This is a genomic window from Leptolyngbya sp. CCNP1308 (assembly GCF_034932455.1).
Taxonomy (GTDB): domain Bacteria; phylum Cyanobacteriota; class Cyanobacteriia; order Phormidesmidales; family Phormidesmidaceae; genus Nodosilinea.
Genome location: NZ_JAYGIH010000074.1, coordinates 20,207 through 46,558, shown reverse-complemented (window position 1 = coordinate 46,558; position 26,352 = coordinate 20,207). Strand labels below are relative to the sequence as shown.

Annotated in this window: 22 protein-coding genes and 1 pseudogene; 13 read left to right on the top strand and 10 right to left on the bottom strand. The window is 56.0% G+C overall.

Features of this window, described 5'->3' with window-relative positions:
- Positions 1–36: 36 nt before the first annotated feature.
- Positions 37–282: a type II toxin-antitoxin system MqsA family antitoxin gene (locus VB780_RS18745; protein WP_323352698.1), complete on the bottom strand. Its 246-nt coding sequence runs from the start codon at positions 280–282 to the stop codon at positions 37–39.
- 3 nt (positions 283–285) lie between these two features.
- A pseudogene (locus tag VB780_RS18740) lies at positions 286–495 on the bottom strand (DUF4258 domain-containing protein); the annotation flags it as partial.
- A gap of 474 nt (positions 496–969) precedes the next feature.
- Between VB780_RS18740 and VB780_RS18735 the strand changes: the two are divergent.
- The 8 genes from VB780_RS18735 (at position 970) to VB780_RS18700 (ending at position 10,269) form a co-directional block, all read left to right on the top strand.
- Positions 970–1,254: a hypothetical protein gene (locus tag VB780_RS18735; RefSeq protein WP_323352697.1), complete on the top strand. Its 285-nt coding sequence runs from the start codon at positions 970–972 to the stop codon at positions 1,252–1,254.
- 151 nt (positions 1,255–1,405) lie between these two features.
- Positions 1,406–2,014 (top strand): Uma2 family endonuclease, encoded by a 609-nt coding sequence (locus VB780_RS18730; protein ID WP_323352696.1) that lies wholly within the window; start codon positions 1,406–1,408, stop codon positions 2,012–2,014.
- A gap of 177 nt (positions 2,015–2,191) precedes the next feature.
- Positions 2,192–5,980: an NACHT domain-containing protein gene (locus VB780_RS18725; protein ID WP_323352695.1), complete on the top strand. Its 3,789-nt coding sequence runs from the start codon at positions 2,192–2,194 to the stop codon at positions 5,978–5,980.
- Between the two features lie 64 nt (positions 5,981–6,044).
- Positions 6,045–6,275, top strand: a complete 231-nt coding sequence (locus VB780_RS18720) for a DUF433 domain-containing protein (RefSeq protein ID WP_323352694.1) — start codon at positions 6,045–6,047, stop codon at positions 6,273–6,275.
- Positions 6,275–6,637 carry a DUF5615 family PIN-like protein gene (locus VB780_RS18715; protein WP_323352693.1) on the top strand — a complete coding sequence of 121 codons (363 nt, stop codon included), beginning with the start codon at positions 6,275–6,277 and terminating at the stop codon, positions 6,635–6,637. The genes VB780_RS18720 and VB780_RS18715 overlap by 1 nt, the downstream gene beginning before the upstream one ends.
- A gap of 161 nt (positions 6,638–6,798) precedes the next feature.
- On the top strand, positions 6,799–8,547 hold the full coding sequence (locus VB780_RS18710; RefSeq protein ID WP_323352692.1) for a dynamin family protein: 1,749 nt from the start codon (positions 6,799–6,801) through the stop codon (positions 8,545–8,547).
- A 154-nt stretch (positions 8,548–8,701) separates the two neighbouring features.
- Entirely contained in the window at positions 8,702–8,899 is a 198-nt protein-coding gene (locus VB780_RS18705; RefSeq protein ID WP_323352691.1) for a DUF4089 domain-containing protein, read from the top strand.
- Positions 8,896–10,269, top strand: a complete 1,374-nt coding sequence (locus VB780_RS18700) for an AtzE family amidohydrolase (protein WP_323352690.1) — start codon at positions 8,896–8,898, stop codon at positions 10,267–10,269. The genes VB780_RS18705 and VB780_RS18700 overlap by 4 nt, the downstream gene beginning before the upstream one ends.
- Positions 10,270–10,413: 144 nt before the next feature.
- On the opposite strand, the gene VB780_RS18695 is transcribed toward VB780_RS18700, so the two are convergent.
- Positions 10,414–11,304: a polyphosphate kinase 2 family protein gene (locus VB780_RS18695; protein ID WP_323352689.1), complete on the bottom strand. Its 891-nt coding sequence runs from the start codon at positions 11,302–11,304 to the stop codon at positions 10,414–10,416.
- Between the two features lie 113 nt (positions 11,305–11,417).
- On the opposite strand from VB780_RS18695, the gene VB780_RS18690 reads away from it, so the two are divergent.
- The gene (locus VB780_RS18690) at positions 11,418–12,314 is read left to right on the top strand and encodes a DUF72 domain-containing protein (RefSeq protein WP_323352688.1); all 897 of its coding nucleotides are present in this window, start codon (positions 11,418–11,420) and stop codon (positions 12,312–12,314) included.
- Positions 12,315–12,365: 51 nt separating this feature from the next.
- Here VB780_RS18690 and VB780_RS18685 read toward each other — a convergent pair whose 3' ends face one another.
- Positions 12,366–12,587 (bottom strand): DUF4327 family protein, encoded by a 222-nt coding sequence (locus VB780_RS18685; RefSeq protein ID WP_323352687.1) that lies wholly within the window; start codon positions 12,585–12,587, stop codon positions 12,366–12,368.
- A 483-nt stretch (positions 12,588–13,070) separates the two neighbouring features.
- Here VB780_RS18685 and VB780_RS18680 point away from each other — a divergent pair, with 483 nt between their 5' ends.
- Positions 13,071–13,349: a hypothetical protein gene (locus tag VB780_RS18680; RefSeq protein WP_323352686.1), complete on the top strand. Its 279-nt coding sequence runs from the start codon at positions 13,071–13,073 to the stop codon at positions 13,347–13,349.
- A gap of 163 nt (positions 13,350–13,512) precedes the next feature.
- Here the strand turns inward: VB780_RS18680 and VB780_RS18675 are convergent, their stop codons facing one another.
- On the bottom strand, positions 13,513–15,246 hold the full coding sequence (locus tag VB780_RS18675; RefSeq protein ID WP_323352685.1) for a PhnE/PtxC family ABC transporter permease: 1,734 nt from the start codon (positions 15,244–15,246) through the stop codon (positions 13,513–13,515).
- Positions 15,247–15,266: 20 nt separating this feature from the next.
- Between VB780_RS18675 and VB780_RS18670 the strand changes: the two genes are divergently transcribed.
- From VB780_RS18670 to VB780_RS18660, 3 genes are read left to right on the top strand one after another with little or no spacing between them, the layout of a single operon-like run.
- A complete protein-coding gene (locus VB780_RS18670) occupies positions 15,267–15,593 on the top strand; it encodes a hypothetical protein (protein WP_323352684.1) in 327 nt (108 codons plus the stop codon).
- A 15-nt stretch (positions 15,594–15,608) separates the two neighbouring features.
- Positions 15,609–17,003, top strand: coding sequence for an argininosuccinate lyase (gene argH / locus VB780_RS18665; RefSeq protein ID WP_323352683.1), 1,395 nt, complete (start codon positions 15,609–15,611; stop codon positions 17,001–17,003).
- A complete protein-coding gene (locus tag VB780_RS18660; protein WP_323352682.1) occupies positions 17,003–18,238 on the top strand; it encodes a tetratricopeptide repeat protein in 1,236 nt (411 codons plus the stop codon). The genes argH and VB780_RS18660 overlap by 1 nt, the downstream gene beginning before the upstream one ends.
- Before the next feature lie 217 nt (positions 18,239–18,455).
- Here VB780_RS18660 and VB780_RS18655 read toward each other — a convergent pair whose 3' ends face one another.
- The 5 genes from VB780_RS18655 to VB780_RS18635 all read right to left on the bottom strand — a co-directional run bounded on the left by VB780_RS18655 (position 18,456) and on the right by VB780_RS18635 (position 25,917).
- On the bottom strand, positions 18,456–19,100 hold the full coding sequence (locus tag VB780_RS18655; protein WP_323352681.1) for a late competence development ComFB family protein: 645 nt from the start codon (positions 19,098–19,100) through the stop codon (positions 18,456–18,458).
- A gap of 366 nt (positions 19,101–19,466) precedes the next feature.
- Complete coding sequence (gene clpB, locus VB780_RS18650) at positions 19,467–22,082, bottom strand: ATP-dependent chaperone ClpB (protein ID WP_323352680.1); 2,616 nt, start codon at positions 22,080–22,082, stop codon at positions 19,467–19,469.
- 119 nt (positions 22,083–22,201) lie between these two features.
- Positions 22,202–22,840, bottom strand: coding sequence for a type I restriction endonuclease (locus tag VB780_RS18645; RefSeq protein WP_323352679.1), 639 nt, complete (start codon positions 22,838–22,840; stop codon positions 22,202–22,204).
- A 151-nt stretch (positions 22,841–22,991) separates the two neighbouring features.
- The gene (locus VB780_RS18640; RefSeq protein ID WP_323352678.1) at positions 22,992–25,091 is read right to left on the bottom strand and encodes an FAD-dependent oxidoreductase; all 2,100 of its coding nucleotides are present in this window, start codon (positions 25,089–25,091) and stop codon (positions 22,992–22,994) included.
- Between the two features lie 241 nt (positions 25,092–25,332).
- A complete protein-coding gene (locus VB780_RS18635) occupies positions 25,333–25,917 on the bottom strand; it encodes a hypothetical protein (protein ID WP_323352677.1) in 585 nt (194 codons plus the stop codon).
- Between the last annotated feature and the right edge of the window lie 435 nt (positions 25,918–26,352).

The window sequence follows — 26,352 nt, the reverse complement described above, 5'->3', positions numbered from 1 at the left end:
GCTGTTAAAGCTAGCTTGCGGCGACCAAGGCGATGTTCACATCGATTTAACAGGAACCTGAAGATATTCGTCAGGGGTCTCGGTGTGGTTGCGAATGGCAAAAAACTGCTTCTCAATGTCTTTGAGCGCTTCAGCTCTGTAATAGACCGTGCCGCAATCGCTACAAATTTCTACAGGGGTGTTGGGGACAATCAAATACTGCCCCTGGTGGCTATACAGATAAGTGATGCGGCGTTCTTCGTACTCGGTGCTGCCGCAGGTATTACATCTAATATCTTGCATTGGTTAAGCCCTCATCTGTGGATTGATGAACTTGGGTGGCCCAGGGATATAGACGGTGATAATGGCAATTCGCTCGCCTCGCCAGCCGCAAACAATATGGATGGGTAGAGTGCCGGAATAGCCCAAAATAAGGCAACTTTCGCCACGACCTGTATCGAGATACTGCTCTAAAATGTCGCCACTCAGCAGAGCTTCTTCAACCTGCATCAGGGTTAGGTCGTCGGCTTTGCGCTCATATCAGCATGGGATGTGTAGAGATACTTGTCAGCTCGAATTTTGTCTTTAATCTCATCAAGATTCATTCTGACACCTCATCCCCCCATCACCCACTTACGTATCCCCTCTTCTAGAGCCACAGCGCACCTACCTGGCGCATGGCAGCTATGACACCGCACAGATCTGCAAATACCGTTTTGAGCAACGGTAACAATTCTTACTTGCGTCCGGTGCGCGATTGGATTAGATTACTGAGCTAAGGCTGTGTGAGTGCAGTCTGAACATCCCAAAAATTTGGTCTAACGCCACTGGAAGGTGCGTCAACACCAACCAGCGGCTAACCCCGTCGACAGGGTCTAGCTGTCTCGGAGGCTAAGGTGATTTTACCTGGCCGTCCTGAACTGCAACATGTCTGGGGCGGCCAAGTTTTTGGGTTTCTTACCCGTCGTTACATTCGGAAGGAACCCGATTATGTTGTGTTTGCCATATTTGGTGTCGTCGGCCCAGAACCGGGAGGCGACGAGTCCGCTGTTGTTGACGAATCCGGTCGCCCAGCCGGGGCGCGAGCGATTGCGCCATTTGGTGATTGGCTCAACCGAGGGGGTGCAGGGGGCCATTAATCACCTACATCTACTGAACTACGCCGAGCGCCTGGAGTGGAGCCGCCTGTTTACCATCCCCGCCTCTGGGATTTTGATCACCCCAGAGCAGGGTGAGGTGTTTAGCTACCTGCTGCGATATCGACAGTTGAATTAGCGGCAAATCAGATCCCTGGGTTCTTGCAGAACCCAGGGATCTTCTCTATAGGCATTAGGTATCCTAGGGGCAGGCTCTCTTAGAGACGACGCCTAATGACCCTACCAGAGTCAATACAAGAGGCTCAGCGTACAAGGGATTGGCAAAACCTATGATCGCAAAGCTCAATGTCACTCCAATGGCTCCCGAGGAGTACCTGGAATGGGAATCTACCCAGGACGTTAAATACGCCTATGTGAACGGGGAAGTCTTTGCCATGACGGGGGGGACGATTCCCCACAATCAAATTGCGCTGAATTTAGCCTCTGCACTCAAAGCCCATCTGCGAGGCAAGGGCTGTCTGGTGGTGATGGCCGATGTCAAGGTGGAGGTCTCTCAAAACGGGCCTTACCATTACCCTGATGTAATGGTGAGCTGTGATGAGCGCGTTGGCGCAGCCTGTCCAGAGGACATTCGCAATGCGATTAAACTCATTCGCTACCCCAGTTTAATTGTGGAGGTGCTGTCGCCAAGCACTGCCGACTATGACCGGGGCGACAAGTTTACGCACTATCGCCCAATACCCACCCTGCAAGAATATGTTTTGATCAGTGCTGACCAAATTAGTGTTGATCGCTATCGTCGTATCTCGTCTCGCCATTGGGATTTGCAAACCTACATAGAGACAGAAACCCTGAGCCTCGCCAGTGTGGATTGGCAAGCCCCGATCGAATTGCTCTATGAGGAGGTGCGGTTTGCTGAAAATGCGGAAGAGGGGTAGAGATTGCGGTTAAGCCAAAGGTGCGATCGCACCCCTAGCGTTTTCTGATTGCGAGATTGCTGTGCGGGAGTTTGTGCGATCGGGAGAACCACAATAGAGAAAGGGCGCTTGATGCTGACCACTGCCATAATTAGGGCAACAGGGACTTAACTCGCCCCGACGGGAGTATTGCCGACCATGAGCCACTGCCGCAAAACCTTCAGCTACCAGGGATTGGCCGGACTGTTCGCGCTCACCCTGACGTTATCGGTCATCTACGGTTCTTATCTTCCCGGTTATTCCCAATCTTCGCCCTTGCCCCCTCGGGAAGCGCTAGAAGCCCAAATTCGTAATGATGTGAAGCGCCACCTAGACATTCGAGAAGAGCCACTGAGTCATAGCGATATTGAAAGAAGCTATTCTGAGGCCGCCGAGGCCGCCGAGATAAGCTACAGCGCGTTGATTCAGCTCTATGAAGAAGAATATGCCGAACAGAAAGCTGCTATAAAGCCTAGCCCTTGGGAACAGTTTTTCCCTAACGCGGGTTGGTTTTTTGGATTTCTTGCCCTTGGTATTGCAGCCTATGTAACAGTTCTTAAGAAGTGGCTGGAGGCGCGCTATCAGGCTATCGGTAATTGGGTTTACCAGCGGCTGTCCGGTACGCGCTTATTTCGGAATGTAGCCTTACGGAAATATCGGGCCGCTCTGGTGCAGAACTATCAGCACTTGCCCATGCCCTTTCTCAAAAACCGAGACCCGCTGAACATGAGCGAGGTCTATGTACCGCTTAAGGTTTCGGATATTAGGCAGGGTAAACAGCCTGATTTAGACGGCATAGACACCAAGCATGAGTCTACAGATGCCTTAAAGGCCATAGCAAACCACCGTCGCTTAATGGTGATTGGCGAACCGGGTTCAGGCAAGTCGGTGCTACTGAAATATTTGGCCTGGGCCTACGGCTTGGGTGAGTTAGATACCTTGGCCGAGCGCCCCACAGTGGTTTTGCTAGAGTTGTATCGCCTCAGCGATGCCAGCCTCAACGAAACTAAGCTCATACAAGCTCTGGTAGACACCTTTGATCGTAACCAGCTCCCCAATGCGCAAAACCTCGTACGCCAAGGGCTGGACTCTGGCACATTGATGCTGTTGCTAGATGGCCTAGACGAGGTAAACAGCGGTGTGCGGCCCCATGTGGTGGGTGTGATTCGCGATTTGTTAAGAAAGTTTGGTCAGTGCCAGGCAGTGATTACCTGCCGTACACAAGTCTATGAAGACGAGTTTTCAGACATTGTTGACCATAAGCTAGAGGTGGTGGAATTTACCGACCAGCAAATGCGGCGCTTTCTCAAAGCCTGGGAGCCAGAAATGGAGCAGGCGAGAAAGTCTATTAACCAAATGATGGCGGCTCTACGAGAACGGCCTCTAATTTTAAAGTTAGCTCGCAACCCCCTGTTGCTAACGCTCATTGCCTATTTATATACCGAACCGGCTTTTGTGCTGCCCCGCTCTCGGGCGGAGTTTTACGACAAATCTACCGGCATTCTGCTAGAGCAGCGGGAATATAAAGGCGATGATGATTACAAGCACAACCGCTACGAACCCAATGAAAAACGACGGGTGCTGCAACATCTAGCCCTTTACACCCAGGACCACAGTGCCGAACTGCAAGACCGTCGCAGTCTAAAAGCAGAGATCGTCCGTGAGCAAGTCAGACAAGTCTTACCCAGCCTAGACATTCCCGAAGAAAAAGCCAAAGACATTTTGGATGAGATTGCCGAGCGCAGCGGCTTATTTATGAAAATTGATGGGGGAGAGCGCTATCTATTTCCCCACCTGACGATTCAAGAATATTTTGCTGCTGCTGCCCTAAACGATCGAGAACCTGAGTTGGTCAGCCGCTTTGTATCTGACCCAACGGCCTGGCGGGAGGTAGTTAAGCTTTGGTGCAGCTTGGCCAACGACAGTTCTTCTCTAGTAGCGGCGGTGTATCGCCAAGACCCCATTACCAGCTTAGAGTGCCTAGCCGAGGCCCGCCAAGTAGACCAGGCCCTAGCCAGCCAAATTATTGATCACTTTCAGAAAGAGCTAGACCAACCCCAGGCTGATGACACCCTGTCTCGCGCCTTTGGGGCCGTTGCCGCCAACGACCGCTCACGCGGAAAGGCGGTATTTGTCTTCTTAGAAGACACTTTGCTTAACCCACAAGCCTCAGATGGTCGTCGAGCCTTTGCCGCAGAAGCCCTATCGAGAACCAATTTGCCTAAGGCAGCGACAGTACTGATTCATTGGGATCAAGATAGCCAACCTATTGTGCGCATGGGCGACCTGGCAGTACCAGGGCTTTCGAAACTAGCTCAAAAGGGTGTCTTGAAAGCGCTAGATGATCTCTACGCTATTGCAACACCGGATGCCGCTACTGCTCTGGTGCCTTTGCTTTGGAGTGAGCATGATGTAGTGAAAGGTCGGGCAGCTTGGTATCTAAGTGGGTTGCTGACGCAGCCTGATATAGAGGAAACACTGAGAGACTATCTTCTAACATCCCAGCAGAGACAATCTGAAACGCTGAGCTGGATTTGGCAACCTTTTGGTGAACCAGCCACCTCAGCCTTACCTATTATTGCCGGAAGAATTGCCTATGCCCTTCAGCTCTCTCAACAAAACCTATCTAAAACCATACCAAACATTGATCCCACGCTAGATCCTCGATTGATAGTACCTCTTTGTACCATTGTATTAAAGCCAAGCCAACTACCAGATGCATTTCCTTTAGAGGCCACGGCACTTCTAGAGCAACCAGGTCAAACACCTGAACTCGCGATTCAATGCAGCACAATAGTTCGCCAATTACTGAACACATTGCACCATGCTGATGGACAGTGGGAATTACTCGTAAGTAGGCTAAACCCGATTACTGAACAGTGGGAATCACTACTAAGTAGGCTAAATCCAAAACTGCAACTTGATTTATTAAGCCGCCTCATAGGTCAAAACCCACCCACCCGTAACCACTGGCGCAGCCTGTTTGAAGTAGTTGACTATGACCTAAGGACCAGCTGGCATTACCGAGGCACATTACTCATCGCTACTATGCTATCAATCATTGCTGTAGCCAATTTGGGGGTTAAGGCGTATACCCATCCTGAAGACGCACTAAATGTGGGCTCGTTTGGCTTTACAACTACAATTATTCTGGTTTTTTGGCTAGCGCTTTGGCAAGGAATAGAAGTCTCCCTAGAACCCACTTTATTTTCTGAATTCGGTTTTTGGGGGGGGACTACATTTGTCCGTCAAGTCACTCAAGGACTCAGTAAGCACATCATTTGGCCTGGTATTGAGTCTATTTATGAAGCTCTGACAAGCAAAGCTGTCGTTGGCGCTGTCGCTGTCGCTGTCACTTTCGCTGGCTTTGTCTCTATTGCTGTCGCTGGCTTTGTCACTGTCACTGTCGTTGGCTTTGTCGCTATTGCTGTCGCTGTCACTTTCGCTTTCGCTGGCGCTTTCGCTGGCGCTGGCGCTGTCTCTGGCGCTGGAGCTTTCATTTTCGCTGCCTTTGTCACTGCCTTTGTCACTGTCTTTGTCACTGTCTCTGGTGCTTTCGCTTTCGCTGGCGCTTTCTTTGTCGCTATCGTCAGCGCTATCTCTGGTGCTGGTATTGGCACCTGGTCTCAACTCAAGTCTAACTCTGACAAAGGGTATCCAAAGTTTTTGACTGTACTAGCGTTTCCCTGGTTTTGTTGGTTGCCTATTGTCTCTGTTCTTAGCACTTGGGCACTCTACGACTACCTCAGCCAATTTTCTCCGATAGGCCGCTTTCCTATCTGGCTACAAACGGCTCTGGGCGTTGCCATTGTTGCTGGGGTGTGGGCTGCACTCTGGCATCGTGGTCAGTGGCTCGATGCCAGAGCAAGAAATCCGTTTCATGGGGGTGCTTTGGGCGCAGCCCTAGGGGTCAAGCGTTTGAGCCCTAAAAAACTTTACCAACTTTAGAAAAACTGCGCCCACCACCAGCCCCGCCAATTTTTCAACCCTATTGAAGCAGGAGAATCTTGTCATGTTTGGCTTTGATCGCATCACCTTCGACCCTAAAATTATGGCAGGGCAAGCCTGCATTCGCGGCATGCGAGTGCCCGTCTCACTAATTTTAAACCTGGTTGCTAATGGTCAGACACCAGAAGCAATCATGGAAGACTACCCCTACCTAGAGCCTGAAGATATTCAGCAATCGCTTCAGTACGCTGCCTGGCTGGCCTCCGATCGCATCTACTGGGCTGCGGGTGCTTAATGCGATTTCTAGCCGACATGGGCATCTCACCCCGTACCGTTGAATGGCTGCGACAACAGGGCTATGACTCAGTTCATCTAGTCGATGAAGGGCTAAACCGCCTCTCAGACGAAGGCATTATCGACAAAGCCAGAACTGAAAATCGAATCGTACTAACAATTGATCTCGATTTTGGCTACCTCCTAGCCATTAGCCAAGCCAAACTGCCCAGTGTTGTTATCTTTCGTTTAGGCAACGCTAGCCGCAGTGTAGTTCAAACCAGGCTGTCAGAAGTCTTAAATCTGTGCTCAGAAGACTTACTCTCTGGAGCCTTGATTTCTGTTAACGAGAAGAATATTAGAGTTCGTCAACTACCCCTATAAAACCTAGCGTGGCGTAACGTCTATCCAAAGCTGGGGCTTCATCCGATGCCCCCGAGGGCAGACACTACCCAAATGGAAGACAGCCCAAAAATCTGGCCGTGCGATACTTTAAGGGCAGGCTAGCCCCAGTTGCGGCCTCATAGGTATTCAAGGAGACCGCCGTGGCCAGCCAAATTATTGACAAAAAGCTCCACGCCTACCGCGACGACCTCGATCGCTTGCTAGAGCGCGTGCAGGCCCTGGCCACCGCCATCAACAACCCCAACTTGCAGCGCACCACCCACAACCTGCGTCGCAACATCAACGAGCCATTTTTGTTTGTGGTCGTGGGCGAGGTCAAGGCGGGCAAAAGCAGCTTTGTCAACTCTCTGCTCGACGCCGAGGTGTGCGCCACTGATATTGAGCCCTGTACCGACTCAATTCAGCAGATTGTCTACGCCGAGCAAGAGTTTGTCGAGCAGGTAGAGCCAAGCCTGCGCAAGATCGGGCGACCGATCCCCATTCTGCAAGACATCTCGATTGTGGATACGCCGGGCACCAACACGATGGTGGCCGAGCACCAGATCATCACCGAGCGCTACATACCCAACAGCGACCTGACGTTTTTTGTGCTGTTTGCCAAAAACCCCTATCAAAAGAGCGCCTGGGATTTTCTCGATTTTGTCAGCGCTGAGTGGCGCAAAAAGGTGGTGTTTATTCTTCAGCAGGCCGACCTGCTGCGCCCCGCCGACCTGCAAACCAACATCGAGCGGGTGAAAGAATACGCCTACCAAAAGCAGATCAAAGCGCCGATCATCTTTCCCACTTCGGCGGCGCTGGAGCAGGAGGGCGATACGGCCAACAGCGGCTTTGAGCCGGTGCGGCAGTACATTCAGGCGATGGTGTCGTCGGGGGAGAGCTACAAAATTAAGCTGCGCTCCGTCAGCCAGACCACCCAGCAGATTATCGACCTGCTCAATGGCGATGTGGAGGGGCTAAACCGTCAGCTAGCGATCGATCGCGCCACCGCCCAAAGCATTCGCGGCAAAATTGATGCCGGGAGGGCGCGATCGCGCTACGAGGTCAACACCCTGGCCGATCGCCTGGCCGCCCGCTACGAGGTGATTTCGGCCCGCATTAAGCGCGACTTTCGCGAGAGCCTGACGGTGCCCATGGTGGTGCGGCGATCGTTCGTTGGTATTTTTAACCAAGACGCCTCCATGAAGGCCTGGATTGACGACTTTCAGGAGCGGTGCGCTCGCGACCTGCGCACATCGCTCGAAGAAGTCTCCCAGGAGGGGGCGCAGCACTTTGTCGACGGCATTCGCCAGCTCTTCGACGGGCTCAACCAAGATCTGGAGAGCGTGAAGACCCACCGGGTGGAGAGCAGCCACATTTCACTCAAGGTGCTAGAGCGCCGCCAGGAGGTGATCGACAGCGTGCGGGCCAAGGTTAACAACCTGATGGCCGACCAGGGCTTTGGCGATGTGCTGGTCACTCAGGCGGGTGATATGGCCAACGAAATTGTCGGCGGGGCGGTGATGGCAGTGGCGGGCACCATTCTGCACATTATTGAGTTTGCGGTAGCCGAGGCGATCTTGAGCGCGATCGGCATTGCCTTTGCCGGGGTAGGGGTGATCGTGCTGGCGATCGGCATGCTCTGGCAGCGCAGCCGCATTATCGCCAAGTTTGAGCACGCCCTCGACAGCGAGAAAGACCGCTTTCAAGAAGAAATTGCCACCCGCCTCAACGAAAAGCTAGGGATTATCTACGAAGAAGTAGAGCGCATTTTTACCCAGTTTTACGATTATGTGGAACGCGAAGAGGCGGCAGTGCAGCCGGTGATCGACCAGTACACCGCGATTCAGCAGGAGGCGGAGGGGCTGTTTAGCTCGAATATATTGGGCGGGGCTGGGGCCGAAAAGCAATAGGCAAAGGGGCTAGGCGAATACATAAATGTGCCAGCCAGACTGGGTCAGCTTCCGAGCGTGGCGGCCATAGTTCTTGGAACTGTAATCCCCAGTGATGCAGATGGCCAGGGGAGATGAGATTCTGGGAATGTACCTTACTGCTGGGCACAGCAATATGAATAGAGAAACGCCTGGGGCTGTGGATTACACTGCCTATGTAGAGGCCATGTCAGCAGCTCTGGATCTCCCTATCCCCGATGAGATTAAGGCGGGGGTGGTGGCGAATGTGGAGCATATTTTTGCGATCGCCCAGCCCGTGCTCACCTTCCCGCTACCCGACACCGTAGAAAGCGCCGCCACCTTTGAGCCATGACCCAATTGCCCGACGCCCTGGCCCTGGCTGCGGCCATCAAAGCCGGGAGCCTATCTGCTGTGACTGTGCTGGAGGCAACCCTGGCGGACATTGCCGATCGCAATCCAGCGCTCAACTGTTTTACAGCGGTGACGGCGGAACGGGCGCGATCGCATGCCCAAACCATCGACAGCGCGATCTCCCTTGGCGAAGACCCCGGCCCCCTGGCCGGGGTTCCCTTTGCGGTCAAGAACCTGTTCGACGTTGAGGGCATCACGACCGTTGCTGGGGCCAAGCTCAACCAGGGCAATCCCCCAGCGGCGCAAGATGCCACGGTCGTCACTCACCTGCAACAGGCCGGGGCCGTGCTGGTTGGCGCGCTGAATATGGATGAGTACGCCTACGGCTTTGTCACCATCAACGCCCACTACGGCACCACCCCCAACCCCCACGACCCCACCCGGATGTCGGGCGGGTCTTCTGGTGGATCGGCGGCGGCGATCGCAGCGGGCCTAGTTCCCTTCACCCTAGGTTCCGACACCAATGGTTCGATTCGGGTGCCCGCTTCGCTGTGCGGCGTGTACGGGCTGAAGCCCACCTACGGGCGGCTGTCGCGGGCGGGGGCGTTTTTATTTTCGAGCAGTTTAGACCACGTGGGGCCGCTGGCGCGATCGCTCCCCGACCTCGCCACAATCTACGACATCATGCAGGGGCCAGACCTAATTGACCCCGCCTGTACCCAACGTCCCCCAGAACTTGTGGCACCTTCTCTTGCCCAAGGAATTGAAGGGCTGCGGATTGCTCAACTCGGCGGCCATTTTGAACGCGGCATGGAACCACTGGTGCGAGACGTTCTGGCTGAGGTGCTTCAGGCATTGAGTGTTTCTGAGGTGGTGGAGTTTCCTGAAACCCACCGAGCCAGGGCGGCGGCCTACATCATCACCGCCTGCGAGGGCAGTCAGCTCCATCTCGATCGCCTGCGGCAGAGCCCGATGGAGTTTGACCCAGCAACGCGCGATCGCTTTTTGGCCGGGGCGATGATTCCCTCCGCCTGGTACGTGCAGGCGCAAAGGCTGCGGCGGTGGTACCGCGATCGCGTCCGCGAAATCTTCCAGCACTACGACGTGCTGATTGCCCCCACGACCCCCTGCGTCGCCCCACCCCTCGACCAGACAACGCTAGAAATCGATGGCGAAACCTATCCCCTGCGCCCCCACCTAGGTTTCTACACCCAGCCCCTCTCGTTTATAGGGTTGCCCGTGCTCTCCATCCCCATCCATCGTCCCGGCAATCTTCCCGTAGGCATTCAGCTGATCGCCGCACCGTATCAGGAGGTGAAGTTGTTTCGAGTGGCAGCCTGGCTGGAGGGAAAGGGAATGGTGAGGAGATGAGGAAAATGAGGTGGTGAGGAAGGGGAAGTTCAAAGCTCAAAGTGCAAAATTGAAAGTTCAAAATTTTGAACTTTCAATTTTGAATTCATCTATCCCAGCCTTCAGAAAGCCGCTTCACGTCTACATCCCCTTACCCTTATCCTTCTACTCTTCGCTTTCCAACATCACCCGCGCCTCCTGTAGCCGCTCTAAATGGTTGTCCTCCAGTACGGGGTAGGTCAGGTCTAGGGATGCCAGCTTTTGTTCGATCAGACTGGCTACTGCCAGGCGAGTAAACCACTTGTGGTCGGCTGGAATCACGTGCCAGGGTGCCCAGTCGGTGCTGGTGTGGGTGAGGGCGGCTTCGTAGGCGAGGCGGTAGTCGTTCCAGTGGCCGCGCTCTTTGGCGTCGGCGACGGAAAATTTCCAGTTTTTCTCGGGCCGATCGATGCGGCTCAAAAATCGTTCTTTCTGCTCTTCCTTTGACACATTGAGAAAGAACTTCATCACCACAATGCCGTTGTGGGTCAGGTACTTTTCAAAGTTATTGATGTCTTCAAACCGCTGCTTCCAGATGTGTTCGCCCCTGGCGCTGGCGGGCAGTTGTTGCCGGTCAAGGATGGCAGGATGCACCCGCGCGATCAGCACTTCTTCGTAGTAGGAGCGGTTGAAGACGCCAATTTTGCCCCGCTCAGGCAGGGCTTTGCTGGCTCGCCACAGGTAGTCGTGGTCGAGTTCTTCGCTGGAAGGCTGCTTAAAACTCACCACATGGCAACCCTGGGGGTTGACGCCCGACATCACGTGTTTGATGGTGCTGTCTTTGCCCGCCGCATCCATCGCCTGAAAGATCACCAGCAGGGCGTAGGTATTTTGGGCGTAGAGCACGTCCTGATGGCGAGCCATCTGCTTGACGGTTTTCTTCAGCAGCTTTTTGGCGTTCTGTTTTTCAAAGTCGCCGGTAAAGTCGGGGTCAAAGGTGGCGAGGTTGGCTTTGGTGCGAGGCTCAACCCGCATAGCATCTGGATTCAGGGCCTCCAGAAGAGATTCAAAATTCATAGGATGGTTAGATAGGGCATCCCTTTCAGGTAAACGCGTTTTAGGGTGACTTCCCCGAGGCTTAATAAACGTTTAGGGTGAAGGGGATTGTTGTTGGGCGGGGCTAGGGATGCATGGCGGGGGCTTACTTTACTGGGTGTGCGGTGTGGGCGTTTAAGGAATGGGTGGGGGATTTTTACCCCAAAGGCAGCAAGGCGGGGGATTTTTTGCGGCTGTACGGCGATCGCATGACCGCCGTCGAGGGCAACACCACCTTCTACTCCATGCCCGACGCCAAAACCATCGATCGCTGGGCCGCCACCATGCCCCCCGGCTTTCGCTTTTGCCCCAAACTGCCCCGAGCCTTCTCCCACCAGGGCAAGCTGGTGCCCTTCATCGAAGAATCTCACCGCTTTCTGCAAACCCTAATGCCCTTGGGAGACCGACTGGGGCCGCTGTTCATTCAGCTGCCGCCCACCTACAGCCCCGAGCAGATTAGCGATTTGAGGGAATTTCTCGCCCGGTGGCCTCGGCAAACTCATGCGATCGCGGTAGAAGTGCGCCACCTGGAATGGTTTGCCGAACCCCACGCCACGCGCCTAAACCAGATGCTCACCAGCCTGGGCGTAGGCCGCGTTCTGCTGGATACGCGCCCCATCTACGACTGCATCAACACCCCCGACGATGACCCGCAAATTGGCTCCGAACGCAAGAAACCCAGGGTGCCGCTTCAGCCTGAAGTGACCGCCCCCTTTACGATCATTCGCTACATCAGCCATCCCGACTTGGCCTACAACCGGCCCTATTTCGACGAATGGGTGCCCCGACTACACCAGTGGCTTGAGGCCGGTACCGACGTGTACTTTTTTGCCCACTGCCCTCAGGAGGCCAAGTCGCCAGCGGTGGCCCGGGAGGTGTACCACCAACTTCAGCAAGTCGGAGTCACCCTGCCCGAGCTGCTGTGGGATGTGGCCGAACAACAAAAAGCCGAAGAAGACAACTCCTCGGCTCAGCTCAGTTTGTTTGGATAAATCTGTTTGTATGAATAGTTGGCCCTGATTGGGCGATGACCTCAACTATGACTAGTCATTTTCCCAATCTTCGCGGCCCATGAGGTCGCCGACGCGATCGCGCAACAAAAATCCCGAAGACTCTAGCTCGGTCTCCACCAGCACCCACTCACGGGCGGGGATGTGGCGGCAAAGGGTATAAATCGGCTGCTGACGGCTGACTACACCCTTTTGAACCAGCTGTCGAGCTTCGTCACGGATGATGTCAATTGAGTAGTGAAGAGACTGAAGCATAGCTAAACCCAGTAACAACGAGGAGCTGCGAAGGCAAAAGTCAAGTAAGCCAGACAAGAATCTTTAGATTCCGTATCCCAGTTTACTGATACTTTTTAGGATTTGGCTAGCAGCTCTCGCTTATTCTCGCTTTAATCTTTGGGCGGTGCCATTAACAAATGATGTAATTTTATCCGTTACCACACTCTCGAATGTAACAGTTCTGCAACATGCAACTCTAGCTCAAACCCATGCGGTCACTGCATAGCAGGTTGCCAGGCGGCCCCAAAAGCCTGCGGATAGCCTTAGATTAAGGGGCAAGGGCAGGAGTTTGACATTGCGGCCTTTAATTTTTTCGGCATCGTCGGGCGTGGTTGGGTAGTCTAGACCTAAGGGCCGACGCTGGCGCTGTCTGGGTTAGCGGCTGGCCCACTCCTTTAGCTTTAACCTCAGTCGTTGCTGGTGCCAACCTGCGCCATCCACCCCCTACAGGGAGAATAGGTCATGAGCGTGACCGACGAGCTCTTTCACCGGGCCAACGATTTATGCCGCCGCCGGGCCTACGAACAGTGGCACCGCAAGCAGAGCAAGCAGCAGATTTTGCGATCGCAGGTCGGCTTCCAATCCCTGCCGCCGACTCGTCCCCAACCCTGCCAGGGCTGCGCCAACTACCACGGCATCGCCTACGGCACCAGTCGCGCCAAGCGCTGTACGCTGGTGTGCGCGATCCATCCCCAGGGGTGGCAAGGGGGTGGGGAGTGTCCGGATTGGCGGGGGGAGTAGATAGGTGGGTAGGGAAATGGATAAATTCAAAATTTTGAATTTTGAACTCCCCCTTCCCCACTCCACTACTCCCTACTCCCTACTCCCTACTCCCTACTCCCTACTCCCTACTCCCTACTCCCTACTCCCTACTCCCTACTCCCTACTCCCTACTCCCTACTCCCTACTCCCTCAAAACTCCCCGCAGCCGCTGACTCACCGCGTCTACCCCAAAGGTCAGCACCACGAAAACGCCTAGGGTGATCGTCACGCCGCTGTAGTCGAAGCTGCTGATCTGCTCGGTGAGCAGGCGACCTAGCCCTCCGGCCCCCACCAGGCCGACGATCACGGTTTCGCGCAGGCAGACTTCCCAGCGGTAGAGAATGTAGGCCAGAAAGCGGCCCAGGTTCTGGGGCAAGATGCCGTAGGCCACGACGGCGCTGGGGCTGGCCCCCAGGGTGCTGAGGGCGCGGACGGGGCGGTCGTCCAGGTTTTCATTTACCTCGGCCATGAGGCGACCCAGGATGCCGAAGTTGTGCAGGGCGAGGGCCAGCGCCCCTGGCAGCACGCCGGGAAACAGCATATAGAGCAGCACCAGCGCCCAGATGGGGGCGGGGATGGCGCGGCTGACTAGCAGCACCATCCGGCTCAGGCCCAGTAGAGTGTAGGCCACCCAGGCGGAACCTTCCCGCTGACCAATGGGACGCAGCAGGCCGCCCGGCAGCAGAAAGTTTTGGGCGGCGGGCAGTGAGAAGAGTATGCCGCCGAGACCAGCTAGGGCGATCGCCACCATTGACATTGCCACCGTTAGCCAGGAGAGCCGGGCTAAATTCACCAGCTCAGACCAACTCGGCAGGGGTGGCCAACCGGTGCCCAGCAGTTCCCCCAAGAGGCGCTGGGTACGGGCCGACCACAGTGCTCCTACATCTAGCCGCAGCCACCACCAGCTCAGGGGGATAGCCAGGGCGGCTCCCATCCATGACAGCCGCAGAAACCAATCTTGGCTAGGCGCTTTGATAGCGGGGCGAGACGAGGTATCGCCTGGTTTGCGGTTGATGTCGAGGCGGCTGGTAAAGCCCATGCGGCGGCGCACCACCGCGCTCCAGGCATCCACTGCGCCGTTGAGCACAATCAGCGCGTAGAACCCCGTCCACAACTGCTCGTAGCGCAGGGATTGCAGACTGAGAAAAATCTCGTAACCCAGGCCCCCGGCCCCGATAATTCCTAAAACGGCAGAGGCTCTGAGGGAACATTCAAAGCGGTAAAAGGTGTAGGAGAGCAGATTGGGCAGCGCCTGGGGCAGCAGCCCGTAGACAAAGGCGGCGAGGGGCGGCGTACCGGCGTTGAGCAGGGCGTGGAGCGGTTCGGGGGGTGTCTCATCTAAAATTTCTGAGAAGACTTTGGCGACGATCGCCCCAAAGGGAATCGCGATCGCCAGCACCCCCACCAGCGGGTTTAGCCCCAGCACTTGCAGCAGCACCAGCCCCCAGATCAACTCGTGGATGGCGCGGGGAAAGGCCAGCAGCCCCCGCACCCCCAGCCAGAGACTGCGGCGCAGGCCCGAGGCATTGCCAGGCAAAACCGTCTGCCACCACACCGCTGAGGAAAGCAGCCCACCTACTATCCCTAGCCCCACACTCAGGGCCGTACCCAGCACCGCATAGGCCAGGGTGACTAGGGCGGCGCGGCCCATGAGAGCGACAAACTCGGGGCTAAGATCGGGGCGCAGGCTGGCGACCAAAAACTCGCGCAGCTGGGGCCACCCGCCCAGATTTATTAGGTCTACCCCAGGTCGCCCCAGGCCCGCCTGGTAGGCCGCTAACCCCAGGGCCGCCAAAACCGCTAGAGCACTGACGGTTTTTGGGTTCCAGAGGCTCGGTCGCAGCGGTATGGTGATAGTCTGTTGGGTGTTAACCATGCTCAGGTCGTCACCCCGCTATGGATGTCATGCTCCAGACCCACGGTTTTCTTTCGCAAGATGCTTCTTTGCCCTCTTTAGACCAGTTGCTGCGCCCCATTACCCTGGGCGACGGCGACAGTTTCAGCGGCTATTTTACCGGAGTTGAGCTACCTGCCGTGGCCGGAGTGGCCGAATTTACGGTAGATACCGAGGCGCTATCCCCAGTGCTGGCCCAGCAGTTTGACCAAGACATTTTGGGGGATATGGTCGAAATCTGGAACAATTTTGTTGAGTCAGGACAGTTGTGGGCGCTGCTCTTCGGTATTGTGCTGGGATATTTCATCCGCAACCTGACCGCCTTTTAACCAGACTGCACAACAATGCAAACGTCCTCTCCCCAAACCTGGAGTCAGCGCTTTGAAACAGCGCTGCATCCTGCGATCGCGCTCTTCAACGCCAGCATCGGCTTCGACATTCAGCTGATTGAGTACGACCTCACCGGCTCTGAGGCCCACGCCAAAATGTTGGTCAAAACAGAGATCATTAGCCCCGAGGAGGGCGAGGTGATCGTCACCGGGCTCGAAACCATTCGCCAGGAGTACCGCCGGGGCGAGTTCAATCCTGGGGTTGAAGCGGAGGATGTACACTTTGCCGTAGAGCGGCGGCTGACGGAGCTGATTGGTGATGTGGGCAAAAAGCTGCACACCGCCCGCAGCCGCAACGACCAGGTGGGCACCGACCTGCGCCTCTACCTGCGCGCCCAAATCGAAGCCATCCAGACCTTGCTGCGTCAGTATCAGCAGACCCTGCTGAGCCTCGCCGAAGAGCATGTGGAAACCCTGATTCCCGGCTATACCCACCTTCAGCGAGCTCAGCCGTTGAGTTTGGCCCACCACCTGCTGGCCTACTTCGACATGGCCCAGCGCGACTGGGAGCGCCTCCACGACCTGCAAAAGCGGGTAAATATTTCGCCCCTGGGCTGCGGTGCCCTGGCGGGAACGACGTTCCCCATCGATCGCCAGTATGCTGCCGAGCTGCTGGGGTTTGAGAAGGTCTACGGCAACAGTTTGGACGGGGTGAGCGATCGCGACTTTGCGATCGAGTTTGCCTGCGCCGCCAGCCTGATCATGGTGCACCTGTCGCGCCTGTCCGAAGAGATGATTCTCTGGGCGTCGGAGGAGTTTAGCTTTGTCACCCTCAACGACAGCTGTTCCACCGGCTCCAGCATTATGCCCCAGAAGAAAAACCCCGATGTGCCCGAGCTGGTGCGGGGCAAAACCGGGCGCGTGTTTGGCCACCTGCAAGGCCTGCTGGTGATGATGAAGGGCCTGCCTTTAGCCTATAACAAAGACCTGCAAGAGGACAAAGAGGCGATCTTCGACACGGTCAACACCGTGCGCGGCTGCGTGGAAGCCATGACCATTCTGCTTTCTGAAGGGGTCAACTTCCGGGTGCCGCGCCTGCGCCAGGCGGTGAACGAAGACTATTCCAACGCCACCGATGTGGCTGACTACCTGGCCACCAAAGGGGTACCCTTCCGCGAGGCCTACAATCTGGTGGGCAAGGTGGTGAAGACTTCCCTGGCGGCGGGCAAGCTGCTGCGAGAGCTGACTTTAGAAGAATGGCAGGCCATTCACCCTGCCTTTGAGGACGACATCTATGCGGCGATCGCGCCCCAGCAGGTGGTCTCGGCCCGCAATAGCTACGGCGGCACCGGCTTTGAGCAGGTGCGCCAGGCGATCGCGCGGGCACAGCAGACCCTAGGAGAAGGCTGATGATTAGCCTCTGCATGATTGTGAAGGACGAGGCCGTTACCCTGGCTCGCACGCTTGAGTCGGTGCAGGGTGTGGTGGACGAAATCGTGGTAGTCGATACGGGGTCGGTGGATGACACTGTAGCGATCGCCCAATCCTACGGGGCCAAAGTCCACAGCTTCGACTGGGAAAACGATTTCGCCGCCGCCCGCAACGAATCCCTGCGCCACGCCACAGGCGACTGGGTACTGGTGCTCGACGCCGACGAGGTGCTGCTGCCGGAGACGGCCCAGGTGCTGCAACAGCTCGACGCAGGAAAACCCCTGGGGGATGTCGCCGCCGAGGACGTGCTGGCCGTGAACCTGTTGCGCCTAGAGTTGGGTGCTCCCCAGGCTCCCTACACGCTGATTACCCGCTGCTTTCGCCGCCTGCCCGAGATCACCTTCAACCGCCCCTACCACGAAACCGTGGACGACAGCGTGGCGGCGCTACAGGCCCAGAATGCTCGCTGGCAAGTGATTACCCTGGGCGAAGTCGCCTTACACCACACCGGCTACGACCCCGCTGTCGTTGTAAAGCGCGGCAAGTTCGATCGCGCCCGCACCGCCATGGAAGGCTACCTGGCAGAGCACCCGAATGATGCCTATCTGCTGAACAAACTTGCGGCCCTGTACGTCGAGTCGGATCAGGCTGAAAAGGCTCTGCCACTGCTCGATCGCGCCCTCGAACAGGCCGATACCTTAGACGAGCTGACCTGCTACGAGCTGCACTACCACCGCGCCCTGGCTCAAGTTGACCACCCCGCCCAGGCCGCCCTCGACTACGAAGCTGCCCTGGCCGGGGCCGTGCCCCCCATGCTCAAGCTGGGCGCTTGGATCAACTACGGCAGCCTCAAAAAGGCCCGGGGCGATCTGGAGGGCGCGATCGCCCTCTTTCAGCAGGCGATCGAGGCTGACCCAACTCTGGCGATCGCCCACTACAACCTGGGCACCGCCCACCGCGCTAGAGGTTATCTGGATGAGGCGATCGCCGCCTACCGTCAGGCGATCGCCCTCAACCCCAGCTACGCTGAAGCGCACCAAAACTTGGGGGTAGCCCTGTTTAAGCTGGGGCAGCTGCCCGAGGCGCTGCGGGCGTTTCAGCGGGCGATCGCCCTCTACGAAGCCACTGACCCAGACATCGCCAACAGCCTACGCAAGGGCGTCAGCTCCCTAGGCATCTCACCGCTGCTGCTGGCCCAGACAGGTTTTGTGTAGGCGGGCAGCACCTCAAAACATCAGCGGAATGAGGCACCGGGAGATGCAACAATTTCCAGGCTAGATTTACTCCTGTACGTAGGATGAGCAAGGGCGAGGCCCTTTGCCCATCCTTAGACATTTCATTTGATGGGCACGCTAGCTTTGCCGATCCTACGGGGATAGCCAGAAATCATCTGAAACGTCCAGTTCACCAATCGCCTGTTTCAGGCCACCGCTACTTAGAATAGCGGTTGTCGTTCCAGTCAAAATTAGAGCTTGACGGGGCTGAGCTAGGATTGTGGTTTTTCTTCCACGAGACCTCAGAGCCGTAGGTGCCCGGTCGCCAGTAGTGACCGTGATCGGGATCAGCTTGCTCGGCATTGGTCATATCAGGGGCCTCGCCGCGGTAGCGAGTGCGGTGTGATGCCTCTTGGGCCGGAGCCGTGGGCGGTTGGTCGCCGCGACGGCCAAGCAGGGATCGCAGGCGGTTGATAGCTCCATCCCAATTGAGGTCGGGCTGCTTAAGCAGATCGCGCAGGGCACTGAGGGCCACGCTGGCCGCGTCGTCTTGCTGGCTGCGCAGCGGCTCAGACGCCCGAATCGGATCGACCTGCACAGCGGCAAAGGCCTGGCGCACCGCGCTCTTAATTTGGTTGTGGAGTTCTCGCTTGGCCTTTTCGTATTGGTGCTGCCACCCCTTCTCGCTAGAGGCGTAGAGCGAAGGCAAACGGTTGAGGGCGTAGGTCTCGACTTCTACCCGCTTGAGATACTTCAGCATGCGGGGCTGCATGGTTTTGACCTGCTTTTCTACCTCTTCAGAAACGAGCAGTTCCATTACATTCATGTAGGCCTGTCTTGGAACGCCGTGATCGATTTTCATAGGGAACCCCACTTGATATTGAACGAATCGGCGTACTCCGGAGAACTCCCGGCTCGCCACTAAGATGCTCCTGATTGGTCACTCACTGCCGAAACCACAAAATCAAAAAATGAAATCAGGGGTGAACGGATAACGGCTACATTGACCAGCACGCCCATTAGCAACAGCTTGCCCAAATAGATTCCGCAAACCTACGGAAAAATATCCGTGCTTCCATACTAACGCTGCCAGTAAAAATGCCCATGCAGCTATATTGCCAAACCCCCCAGAGCCCTGCAACCGTAGCCGTTTAAAATGCCCTAGCTTGTTTCAAAGGTTCATATCCCAGGGAAAGGGAAGTGCCGCTTTCCCTAGGAATTAAGCGGTTTATACCGTCAGCAGGTCGGCGTTAAGCCGTTTGAAGGCTAAACGCTCGTTTTCAACATCCACCACAATGGTGTCGCCCTCGCCAAACTCACCCCGCAAAATGGATTTGGCAATCTGGGTTTCCAGCTCGCGCTGGATCGCTCGCTTCAGCGGACGCGCCCCATAGACCGGGTCGTAGCCAACCTCGGCCAAAAAGTCGAGGGCCGATTCGCTGAGTTTGACCGCCATCTTGCGGTCGGCCAGGCGCGCTTCGAGGCGGGCCACTTGCAGTTTGACAATTTCCCGCAGCTGCGACTTGAGCAGCCCGTGGAAGATGATCATTTCATCCACCCGGTTGAGAAACTCGGGGCGGAAGTTGCCCCGCAGGGCATCCATCACCCGCGATTTCATTTCGTCGTACTGGGCGTCGTCGCCCGCCACGTCGAGAATGAACTGGGAGCCGATGTTGCTGGTCATGATGATGATGGCGTTTTTGAAGTCCACCGTGCGGCCCTGGGCGTCGGTGACGCGACCATCGTCCAGAATTTGCAGCATGACGTTAAACACATCGGGGTGGGCCTTCTCGATCTCGTCGAAGAGAATCACCGCAAAGGGGCGACGGCGAATCGCCTCGGTGAGCTGGCCGCCCTCGTCGTAGCCCACATAGCCCGGAGGCGCACCGATCAGGCGCGAGACGGCGTGCTTCTCCATGTATTCCGACATGTCGATGCGCACCAGGGCCTCTTCGGTGTCGAACAGGTAGGCGGCCAGAGCCTTGGCCAGCTCGGTTTTACCCACCCCGGTGGGGCCGAGGAAGATAAAGCTGGCGATCGGACGGTTGGGGTCAGCGAGGCCAGCGCGCGATCGCTGAATCGCATCGGCCACCGCCGTCACTGCTTCCTCCTGGCCAATCACTCGCTGGTGCAGTTCGTCTTCGAGCAGCAGCAGTTTCTGCATTTCCGACTGCACCAGCTTGCTGACCGGAATGCCCGTCCACTTGGAGATGATTTCGGCGATATCTTCTTCAGTCACCTCTTCGCGCAGCAGGGTTTTGCCAGTGGTCTGGGTGTCTGCAAGCTGAGTTTCGGCGGTTTCGAGCTGGCGCTGAAGTTCGGTGAGCTTGCCGTACTTCAGCTCGGCGGCCCGATTCAAGTCGTAGTCGCGCTCGGCCTGCTGAATCTCGATGTTGACGCGATCGATGTCTTCTTTGATCGACTGGATGTGGTCGATGGTGTCTTTTTCAGACTGCCACTGGGCATTCAGGGCGCTTTGCTGCTCTTTGAGGTCGGCCAGCTCGCGCTCGATGCGCTCCAGACGCTCTACGGAGGCGGCGTCCACTTCTTTTTTCAGCGACAGGCGCTCCATTTCGAGCTGAAGAATCTTGCGATCGACTTCATCCAGCTCCTCAGGCTTGGAGGTGATCTCCATTTTGAGCTTAGCGGCGGCTTCATCCACCAGATCGATGGCCTTGTCGGGCAGGAAGCGATCCGAAATGTACCGGGTAGACAGCGTCGCCGCCGCCACCAGGGCGCTATCGGAAATTTTCACCCCGTGGTGCGTTTCGTAGCGATCTTTGAGGCCGCGCAGAATGGAAACCGTGTCTTCCACACTGGGCTGATCCACATAGACCTGCTGGAAACGGCGCTCCAGAGCGGCGTCTTTCTCGATGTATTTGCGGTACTCGTCTAGCGTCGTTGCGCCAATGCAGCGCAGCTCGCCGCGGGCCAGCATGGGCTTCAGCAGGTTGCCCGCATCCATCGCCCCCTGGGTCGCGCCCGCGCCAACCACAGTGTGAATTTCGTCGATAAAGAGCACGATCTGCCCTTCGGAGTCGGTGACTTCTTTGAGCACGGCTTTGAGGCGCTCTTCGAACTCACCGCGGTATTTGGCCCCGGCAATCAGCGCGCCCATGTCGAGGGCGATCAACTGGCGGTCTTTGAGCGATTGGGGCACGTCGCCGTTGACAATGCGCTGGGCCAGACCCTCGGCAATCGCAGTCTTACCCACCCCCGGCTCGCCGATCAGCACCGGATTATTTTTGGTGCGCCGCGAAAGAATCTGGATGGTGCGGCGAATCTCATCGTCGCGGCCAATCACCGGGTCGAGCTTGCCCCGGCGGGCGGCATCGGTAAGGTCGCGCCCATATTTTTCGAGGGATTGATACTTGCCTTCGGGGTTTTGATCGGTCACTTTTTGGGTGCCTCGAATATCTTGAATTGCCTGCTTGAGCTTGGCTTCGCTCAGACCTAGCTCTTGAAACAGCGCCTTCCCAAAGCGGGTGTCGCCAGGGTAAGCCAAGATCAGGTGCTCGATGGAAATGTATTCGTCACCATAGTCTTTTTTGTAGCGGTCGGCCCGGTCGAGCAGAGTATCGAGGGATTTGCCCAGGTACACTGACGAGCCTGACCCAGAAACCTTGGGCTGGCTGTTGATAAAGGCTTCGGTGCGATCGCGCAGCACCTGCCCATTGACGCCCAGCTTGGCAAAAATGCTGCTGGCCAGACCATCCTGGTCGAGCAGCGCCAGCATTAAGTGGTCGCTCTCGATCTGCTGCTGCTGCGACTGCTTGGCAATATCCTGCGATCGCACAATGGCATCCCAGGCTTTCTCAGTAAATTGGCTTTGGGTGGGTTGCATAGGCTCCGCTCTCCCGTGGTTACTCCATAAAATCTCTGTATGGTTGCATTGTAGGAAGACTGGCCTGCTTAGCAGGATCGGTGTTCACGATTGTTCTCAGGCGGGTTGCCGTCTTTGCCTTAAATTTCGGCTTCTAAAACCTGTGAACCCCACTGCTTGAGAACTTGCAGCACCGAGTAGAGTTCATTGTTGGGGTTCAGCAAAGAAAACAATCGAGAATTAGCGTACTGGGCCACTGGCTGCCGAGTCGCCTTGAGAAACAAAAACTCATTGCCGTTGGTAATTAACCCAAAGGTTGGTTTCACCAGATTGGGGTTGCTCAGCATATAGGCCAGCGCCTGGGGAATCGCCCGCGCTACGGCGAAATCACTGCGCTTAGACTCAATTACCAGTAGCCAAAACTGTTCTTTTAAGACCAAGACGTCAATACGTCCTCGAATGACAATACCGTCGTCTTCTAGCTCTAAATCGATGCTGGTTTCAGTTTCGATCCGAAAGGGTTTGCGGTAAAATCCAGCCAAATCAAGCAGGGGAGATAGAACCACCATTTTGACGCTGTTTTCTAGCATTGGTGGATCTTCCATCAATGCCATGAAATTTGCTTTGACGCGATCGAGTAGGAGCTGTTCCGCTTCGCTTAGTACAACTTTTTCTGCCTGCCACTCGGGGAAAAACTTTGGATCTAGGGATTGCTCTAGCCCCAAAGCCTGTTTGAGGTCGCGCAGGGTTGCTGTAGTTGCTGCAATCGTTTGCACCATAGTTCAAACCCTAAGTCTCGATTTCTAATTTTATACGTAGGCCGACGGGTTCCCAAAAACATACAGGGTTCAGGATCGCTCAAAATCCTGAACCCTGCTGATGGGTATCGCTCAAGGGCGACTGCTTTGGTTCACAGCTGGCGCGATCGCCCTACCAAGGCCGCCAGTTGCCCCAGTCTTCGTTGAAGATCGAGGTGTTCGGAAACTGCACCGGGTTGCCGCTGCCCTGTAGCTCGGCCCGCAGCTGGTCGAGCAGCGGTTCGTAGCTGGGCAGCTCATCCACTAGCTCGTAGGGCAGCACCCCGTTGCGCAGCGAGAAGTCAATGGAGTGGGCCGCTGCCGCCCCCACCGACCACTCAAAGGAATGCACTCGATAGGCGGCGGCGGCGCTGTAGCTGGCGGCAATGCTCTTGCTGGCCACCAGCATGTTGTCAATCCGCTGGGGAATCATCGCCCGTAGGGGAATTTGGGCGGGGTAGGCCTGGCCATGGGCCTGACGCACGCCCGGCCGCTCGATGTTGCCGGGGGCCTCGGCAGGGTAGTCGCGCATGCAGGGGTGAAAGTCGATCGCATATTGGGCAATGCCCACAGTGTCGGGGTAAAGGCGCGATCGCATCCGAATGGGGAAAGTATTGGGGTCGGCATCGGGGTCAAAGGTGCTAACCGTACCTAGCCCCGCCAGGTAGCGCCGCAGCGATGTGTAGGTTTCCTCATCCAGATTTTGCTGGTAGTACTCCGAGGTAAAATCGTTCCACGAAAAGTCGATTTCGCTAATCATGAACCCATTTTCGTAGCCATAGGCGGGCCGACCGATGATCCGCCGCGCCTCGCGAATGTAGGGATACTTCGACAGGCCGTGGGCCGTATTCATCGGCGAATCTAGCCCCTGCATGTAGACGTTGTAGGGCTCGGGCTCTTTCCACGAGTTGTCGATCTGCGAGTCGGTGGTGCCGGTAGTGAGCCAGTAGAAAAAGCCGATCGCATTTTCTTCCCCCTTGCGCAGGGTGTCGGTGCGCAGCCCCCCCAGCCAGCCCCCTGGCTCTAGCTGTCCGCTGGCTGCTAGCTGATCTTCAGTGAGAATCAAGTTATCCAGCTCGGTGCCGGGGCGGTAGTCGTTGCCCCAGGTCCAGTTCTGCATTGAGATATCGCCAACACTGGGGCGAGACACGCCAGCAATGGTGCCCTCCGCCTGGGGCGAGGCATTCCACAGGCGGCGATAGGTAAACACAAAGTCGAAGTGGTCTTGGGCAGTTTTCAGCGAGTCGCGCTCGCGCTCCCAACTGTAGTAGGGCTGGTAGGTGCTGTAAAACTCAGGGATGTCGTAGGTCTGGGGTTCGGCGGTGCGCTCCATGGCAAAGGTGTAGGTAAAGCCCTGAGTGCAGTAGGGGTCGCGCTCCAGCACGGGCGACGAGGGGTTGAGGGGCGATCTTGGGTCGAGGCCCAGCTCGTAGGGCACATCGGCCAGGGCAATCAGCTCGCCGGTTTCGGTGGCCTCGACCACAAACCAGTCCACCCGGCTATTGGGGGCGTTCTCTACCCGCTCTAGCTCAATGCCTGCGGGCACAAACTGAATAACTTCCTTCGACAGGCGGGCGGAGTCGTCGTAGGTATAGACGTCTTCGATAATTTCGGAGAGAAAGTCGGTGTTGAGGGGGGCGGTGCCCGGTGCGGGGCTGTGGCGAATGGCGACCACCTCTTCAATCTGGGTGCCATCGGCGCTCAGGCTCAGGTCTTTGACCACCGTATTGGGAAACCACTTGAGTTCGCCGCCGCCCTCGCGCTCGGCCTCGGCCAGCATCTCCATGAGAATAGCGTTGGCATCGGCGGGCAAAAAACAGGAGGCGCTCACCCAGCAGTCGCCGGGGTTGAGCTCGCCGTACTTGGCTTCGACGCGATCGCGCAGTTCCTTATACCCCCGTGAGTAAAACAGCTGCCGTCGCTGCTCCCGCGACTCATCTAGCGCCGTGGTGCCCTGGGAAGAGATTTGACCCCCCACCCAGTCGGTCAGTTCGGTCATGCAGACAGTGTGGCCCATTCTCAGGCTTTCGTAAGCGGTGGCGGTACCGGCGAGGCCGCCGCCGACAATCAGCAGCTCACACTCCACGACCTGGTCGGGAGTCTGGGGCACCTGGGCCACGCGGGGCGACACCGACTCCTGGGCCTGGGCGTTACCAATGGGGAGCGGTATGGAACCGGCAAACAGCGTGGAGGCTAAGAGGGGAGCAGTGAGGGCGCGAAAGAAGCGTTTCATAGCGAACCAAGGGACCATATCGATTGCACCCTCTAGCTTATCGGCTGTTTGTAAGGTTCTGCTATGTTGGGCGAAAGGTTATAGGGCTATGGGTACCGAGTAACTATCTGCCGCAGGTTGGGCGCAATGGATGCGATCGGCCACCGTTGTGGAGTTGGCCAGGGGTATAGAGAACGGCAGTATTCCCTAATGGCGCGAAGACCAGCAGCCCAAATAAGCTTTGAATTGGCATTCCCAGAAATCACAACAATTTTGCTTTATTAAAATATTGTTTCACCATTCTTCGGAATACTTTAAAATAGCTTAAAAATACCATTATTGCCATTAACAAATAGATCACAGCATGGGTGGCATTGGAATTCAGCAAGACTACAAATGGTACACAGGTAACCGCCAAGGCAGAAATTGCTGCAAATGCTCCAAATGTCAAACGAAAAGTCTTAATGAACTTCGTTTCTTTTTCAAGATTTAGACAAAAAATCTGTGCATCTCCCGCTTCGTTAAGTATTTTTCTGATTTCTTTTTCAAATCCCTGGAGGTTAGAGACACAGAATAGTACATAGGATTGTTTGACCAGATTCATGAAGCCAATTATGGCCACAGTTAAGAGCAGGCTTAGGAAGCCGAGGAATAGGAGATTGCTGTAATTCATTTGAGGATTTGCCAACGCAATCAGATCGGCGATAGGCTTCCAAAGAACTACAACGGCCCCAATTGCCCCTAGAAATTTGAAGTCTTCATACGAGTGCTTAATGTGCTCCTCAACTTTTTCATTAAGGCGCGTATACTCTTTATAAAGATAGTCCATTCTCTGTGTGGAATCCATCTCAAGGCATGGCTCCATCTAAAGCTTAGTATTCATCCTACTGGCAGCTAATCTATACCACTGCAGAAAGTGATTTACGTTCTAGCGATCGCCAATCCACGTTCTGCGTGAACGATAGCTGTTTATCCATTGGATACCAGATCATTCCGTAGCCCTTGGGAACGAATTCCCTACTACTTTGGGCAATTCGTTTGGGTAGGATAGGCGATCGCCCACCCTACCCAAACGAATTGCCGTCCAATGCATCTTCAAGATCGACGATCGCACCATATTAAGTTGAACGAAAACCTTGTACATCGTGTCCCACTATGAATCCAGGGAACAAAGAGTCACAACATGGACAATTAACTGGCGATACACAAAGACAGTTGGGTATGCAGTTTGATGTAAACACATTCTCGACTCCATATTGCTGTGGGGCAATTTTCTTGCAAT

What these genes read in the sequence shown, in the direction of transcription:
- VB780_RS18730 (WP_323352696.1), top strand. Translation starts at nt 1,406, where the DNA reads ATGATCGCAAAGCTCAATGTCACTCCAATGGCTCCCGAGGAGTACCTG.
- VB780_RS18700 (WP_323352690.1), top strand. Translation starts at nt 8,896, where the DNA reads ATGACCCAATTGCCCGACGCCCTGGCCCTGGCTGCGGCCATCAAAGCC.
- VB780_RS18670 (WP_323352684.1), top strand. Translation starts at nt 15,267, where the DNA reads ATGGATGTCATGCTCCAGACCCACGGTTTTCTTTCGCAAGATGCTTCT.
- clpB (WP_323352680.1), bottom strand. Translation starts at nt 22,082, where the DNA reads ATGCAACCCACCCAAAGCCAATTTACTGAGAAAGCCTGGGATGCCATT.
- VB780_RS18645 (WP_323352679.1), bottom strand. Translation starts at nt 22,840, where the DNA reads ATGGTGCAAACGATTGCAGCAACTACAGCAACCCTGCGCGACCTCAAA.
- VB780_RS18715 (WP_323352693.1), top strand. Translation starts at nt 6,275, where the DNA reads ATGCGATTTCTAGCCGACATGGGCATCTCACCCCGTACCGTTGAATGG.
- VB780_RS18655 (WP_323352681.1), bottom strand. Translation starts at nt 19,100, where the DNA reads ATGAAAATCGATCACGGCGTTCCAAGACAGGCCTACATGAATGTAATG.
- VB780_RS18640 (WP_323352678.1), bottom strand. Translation starts at nt 25,091, where the DNA reads ATGAAACGCTTCTTTCGCGCCCTCACTGCTCCCCTCTTAGCCTCCACG.
- VB780_RS18660 (WP_323352682.1), top strand. Translation starts at nt 17,003, where the DNA reads ATGATTAGCCTCTGCATGATTGTGAAGGACGAGGCCGTTACCCTGGCT.
- VB780_RS18635 (WP_323352677.1), bottom strand. Translation starts at nt 25,917, where the DNA reads ATGGATTCCACACAGAGAATGGACTATCTTTATAAAGAGTATACGCGC.
- VB780_RS18675 (WP_323352685.1), bottom strand. Translation starts at nt 15,246, where the DNA reads ATGGTTAACACCCAACAGACTATCACCATACCGCTGCGACCGAGCCTC.
- argH (WP_323352683.1), top strand. Translation starts at nt 15,609, where the DNA reads ATGCAAACGTCCTCTCCCCAAACCTGGAGTCAGCGCTTTGAAACAGCG.
- VB780_RS18685 (WP_323352687.1), bottom strand. Translation starts at nt 12,587, where the DNA reads ATGCTTCAGTCTCTTCACTACTCAATTGACATCATCCGTGACGAAGCT.
- VB780_RS18705 (WP_323352691.1), top strand. Translation starts at nt 8,702, where the DNA reads ATGAATAGAGAAACGCCTGGGGCTGTGGATTACACTGCCTATGTAGAG.
- VB780_RS18720 (WP_323352694.1), top strand. Translation starts at nt 6,045, where the DNA reads ATGTTTGGCTTTGATCGCATCACCTTCGACCCTAAAATTATGGCAGGG.
- VB780_RS18725 (WP_323352695.1), top strand. Translation starts at nt 2,192, where the DNA reads ATGAGCCACTGCCGCAAAACCTTCAGCTACCAGGGATTGGCCGGACTG.
- VB780_RS18745 (WP_323352698.1), bottom strand. Translation starts at nt 282, where the DNA reads ATGCAAGATATTAGATGTAATACCTGCGGCAGCACCGAGTACGAAGAA.
- VB780_RS18690 (WP_323352688.1), top strand. Translation starts at nt 11,418, where the DNA reads ATGGCGGGGGCTTACTTTACTGGGTGTGCGGTGTGGGCGTTTAAGGAA.
- VB780_RS18695 (WP_323352689.1), bottom strand. Translation starts at nt 11,304, where the DNA reads ATGAATTTTGAATCTCTTCTGGAGGCCCTGAATCCAGATGCTATGCGG.
- VB780_RS18680 (WP_323352686.1), top strand. Translation starts at nt 13,071, where the DNA reads ATGAGCGTGACCGACGAGCTCTTTCACCGGGCCAACGATTTATGCCGC.
- VB780_RS18735 (WP_323352697.1), top strand. Translation starts at nt 970, where the DNA reads ATGTTGTGTTTGCCATATTTGGTGTCGTCGGCCCAGAACCGGGAGGCG.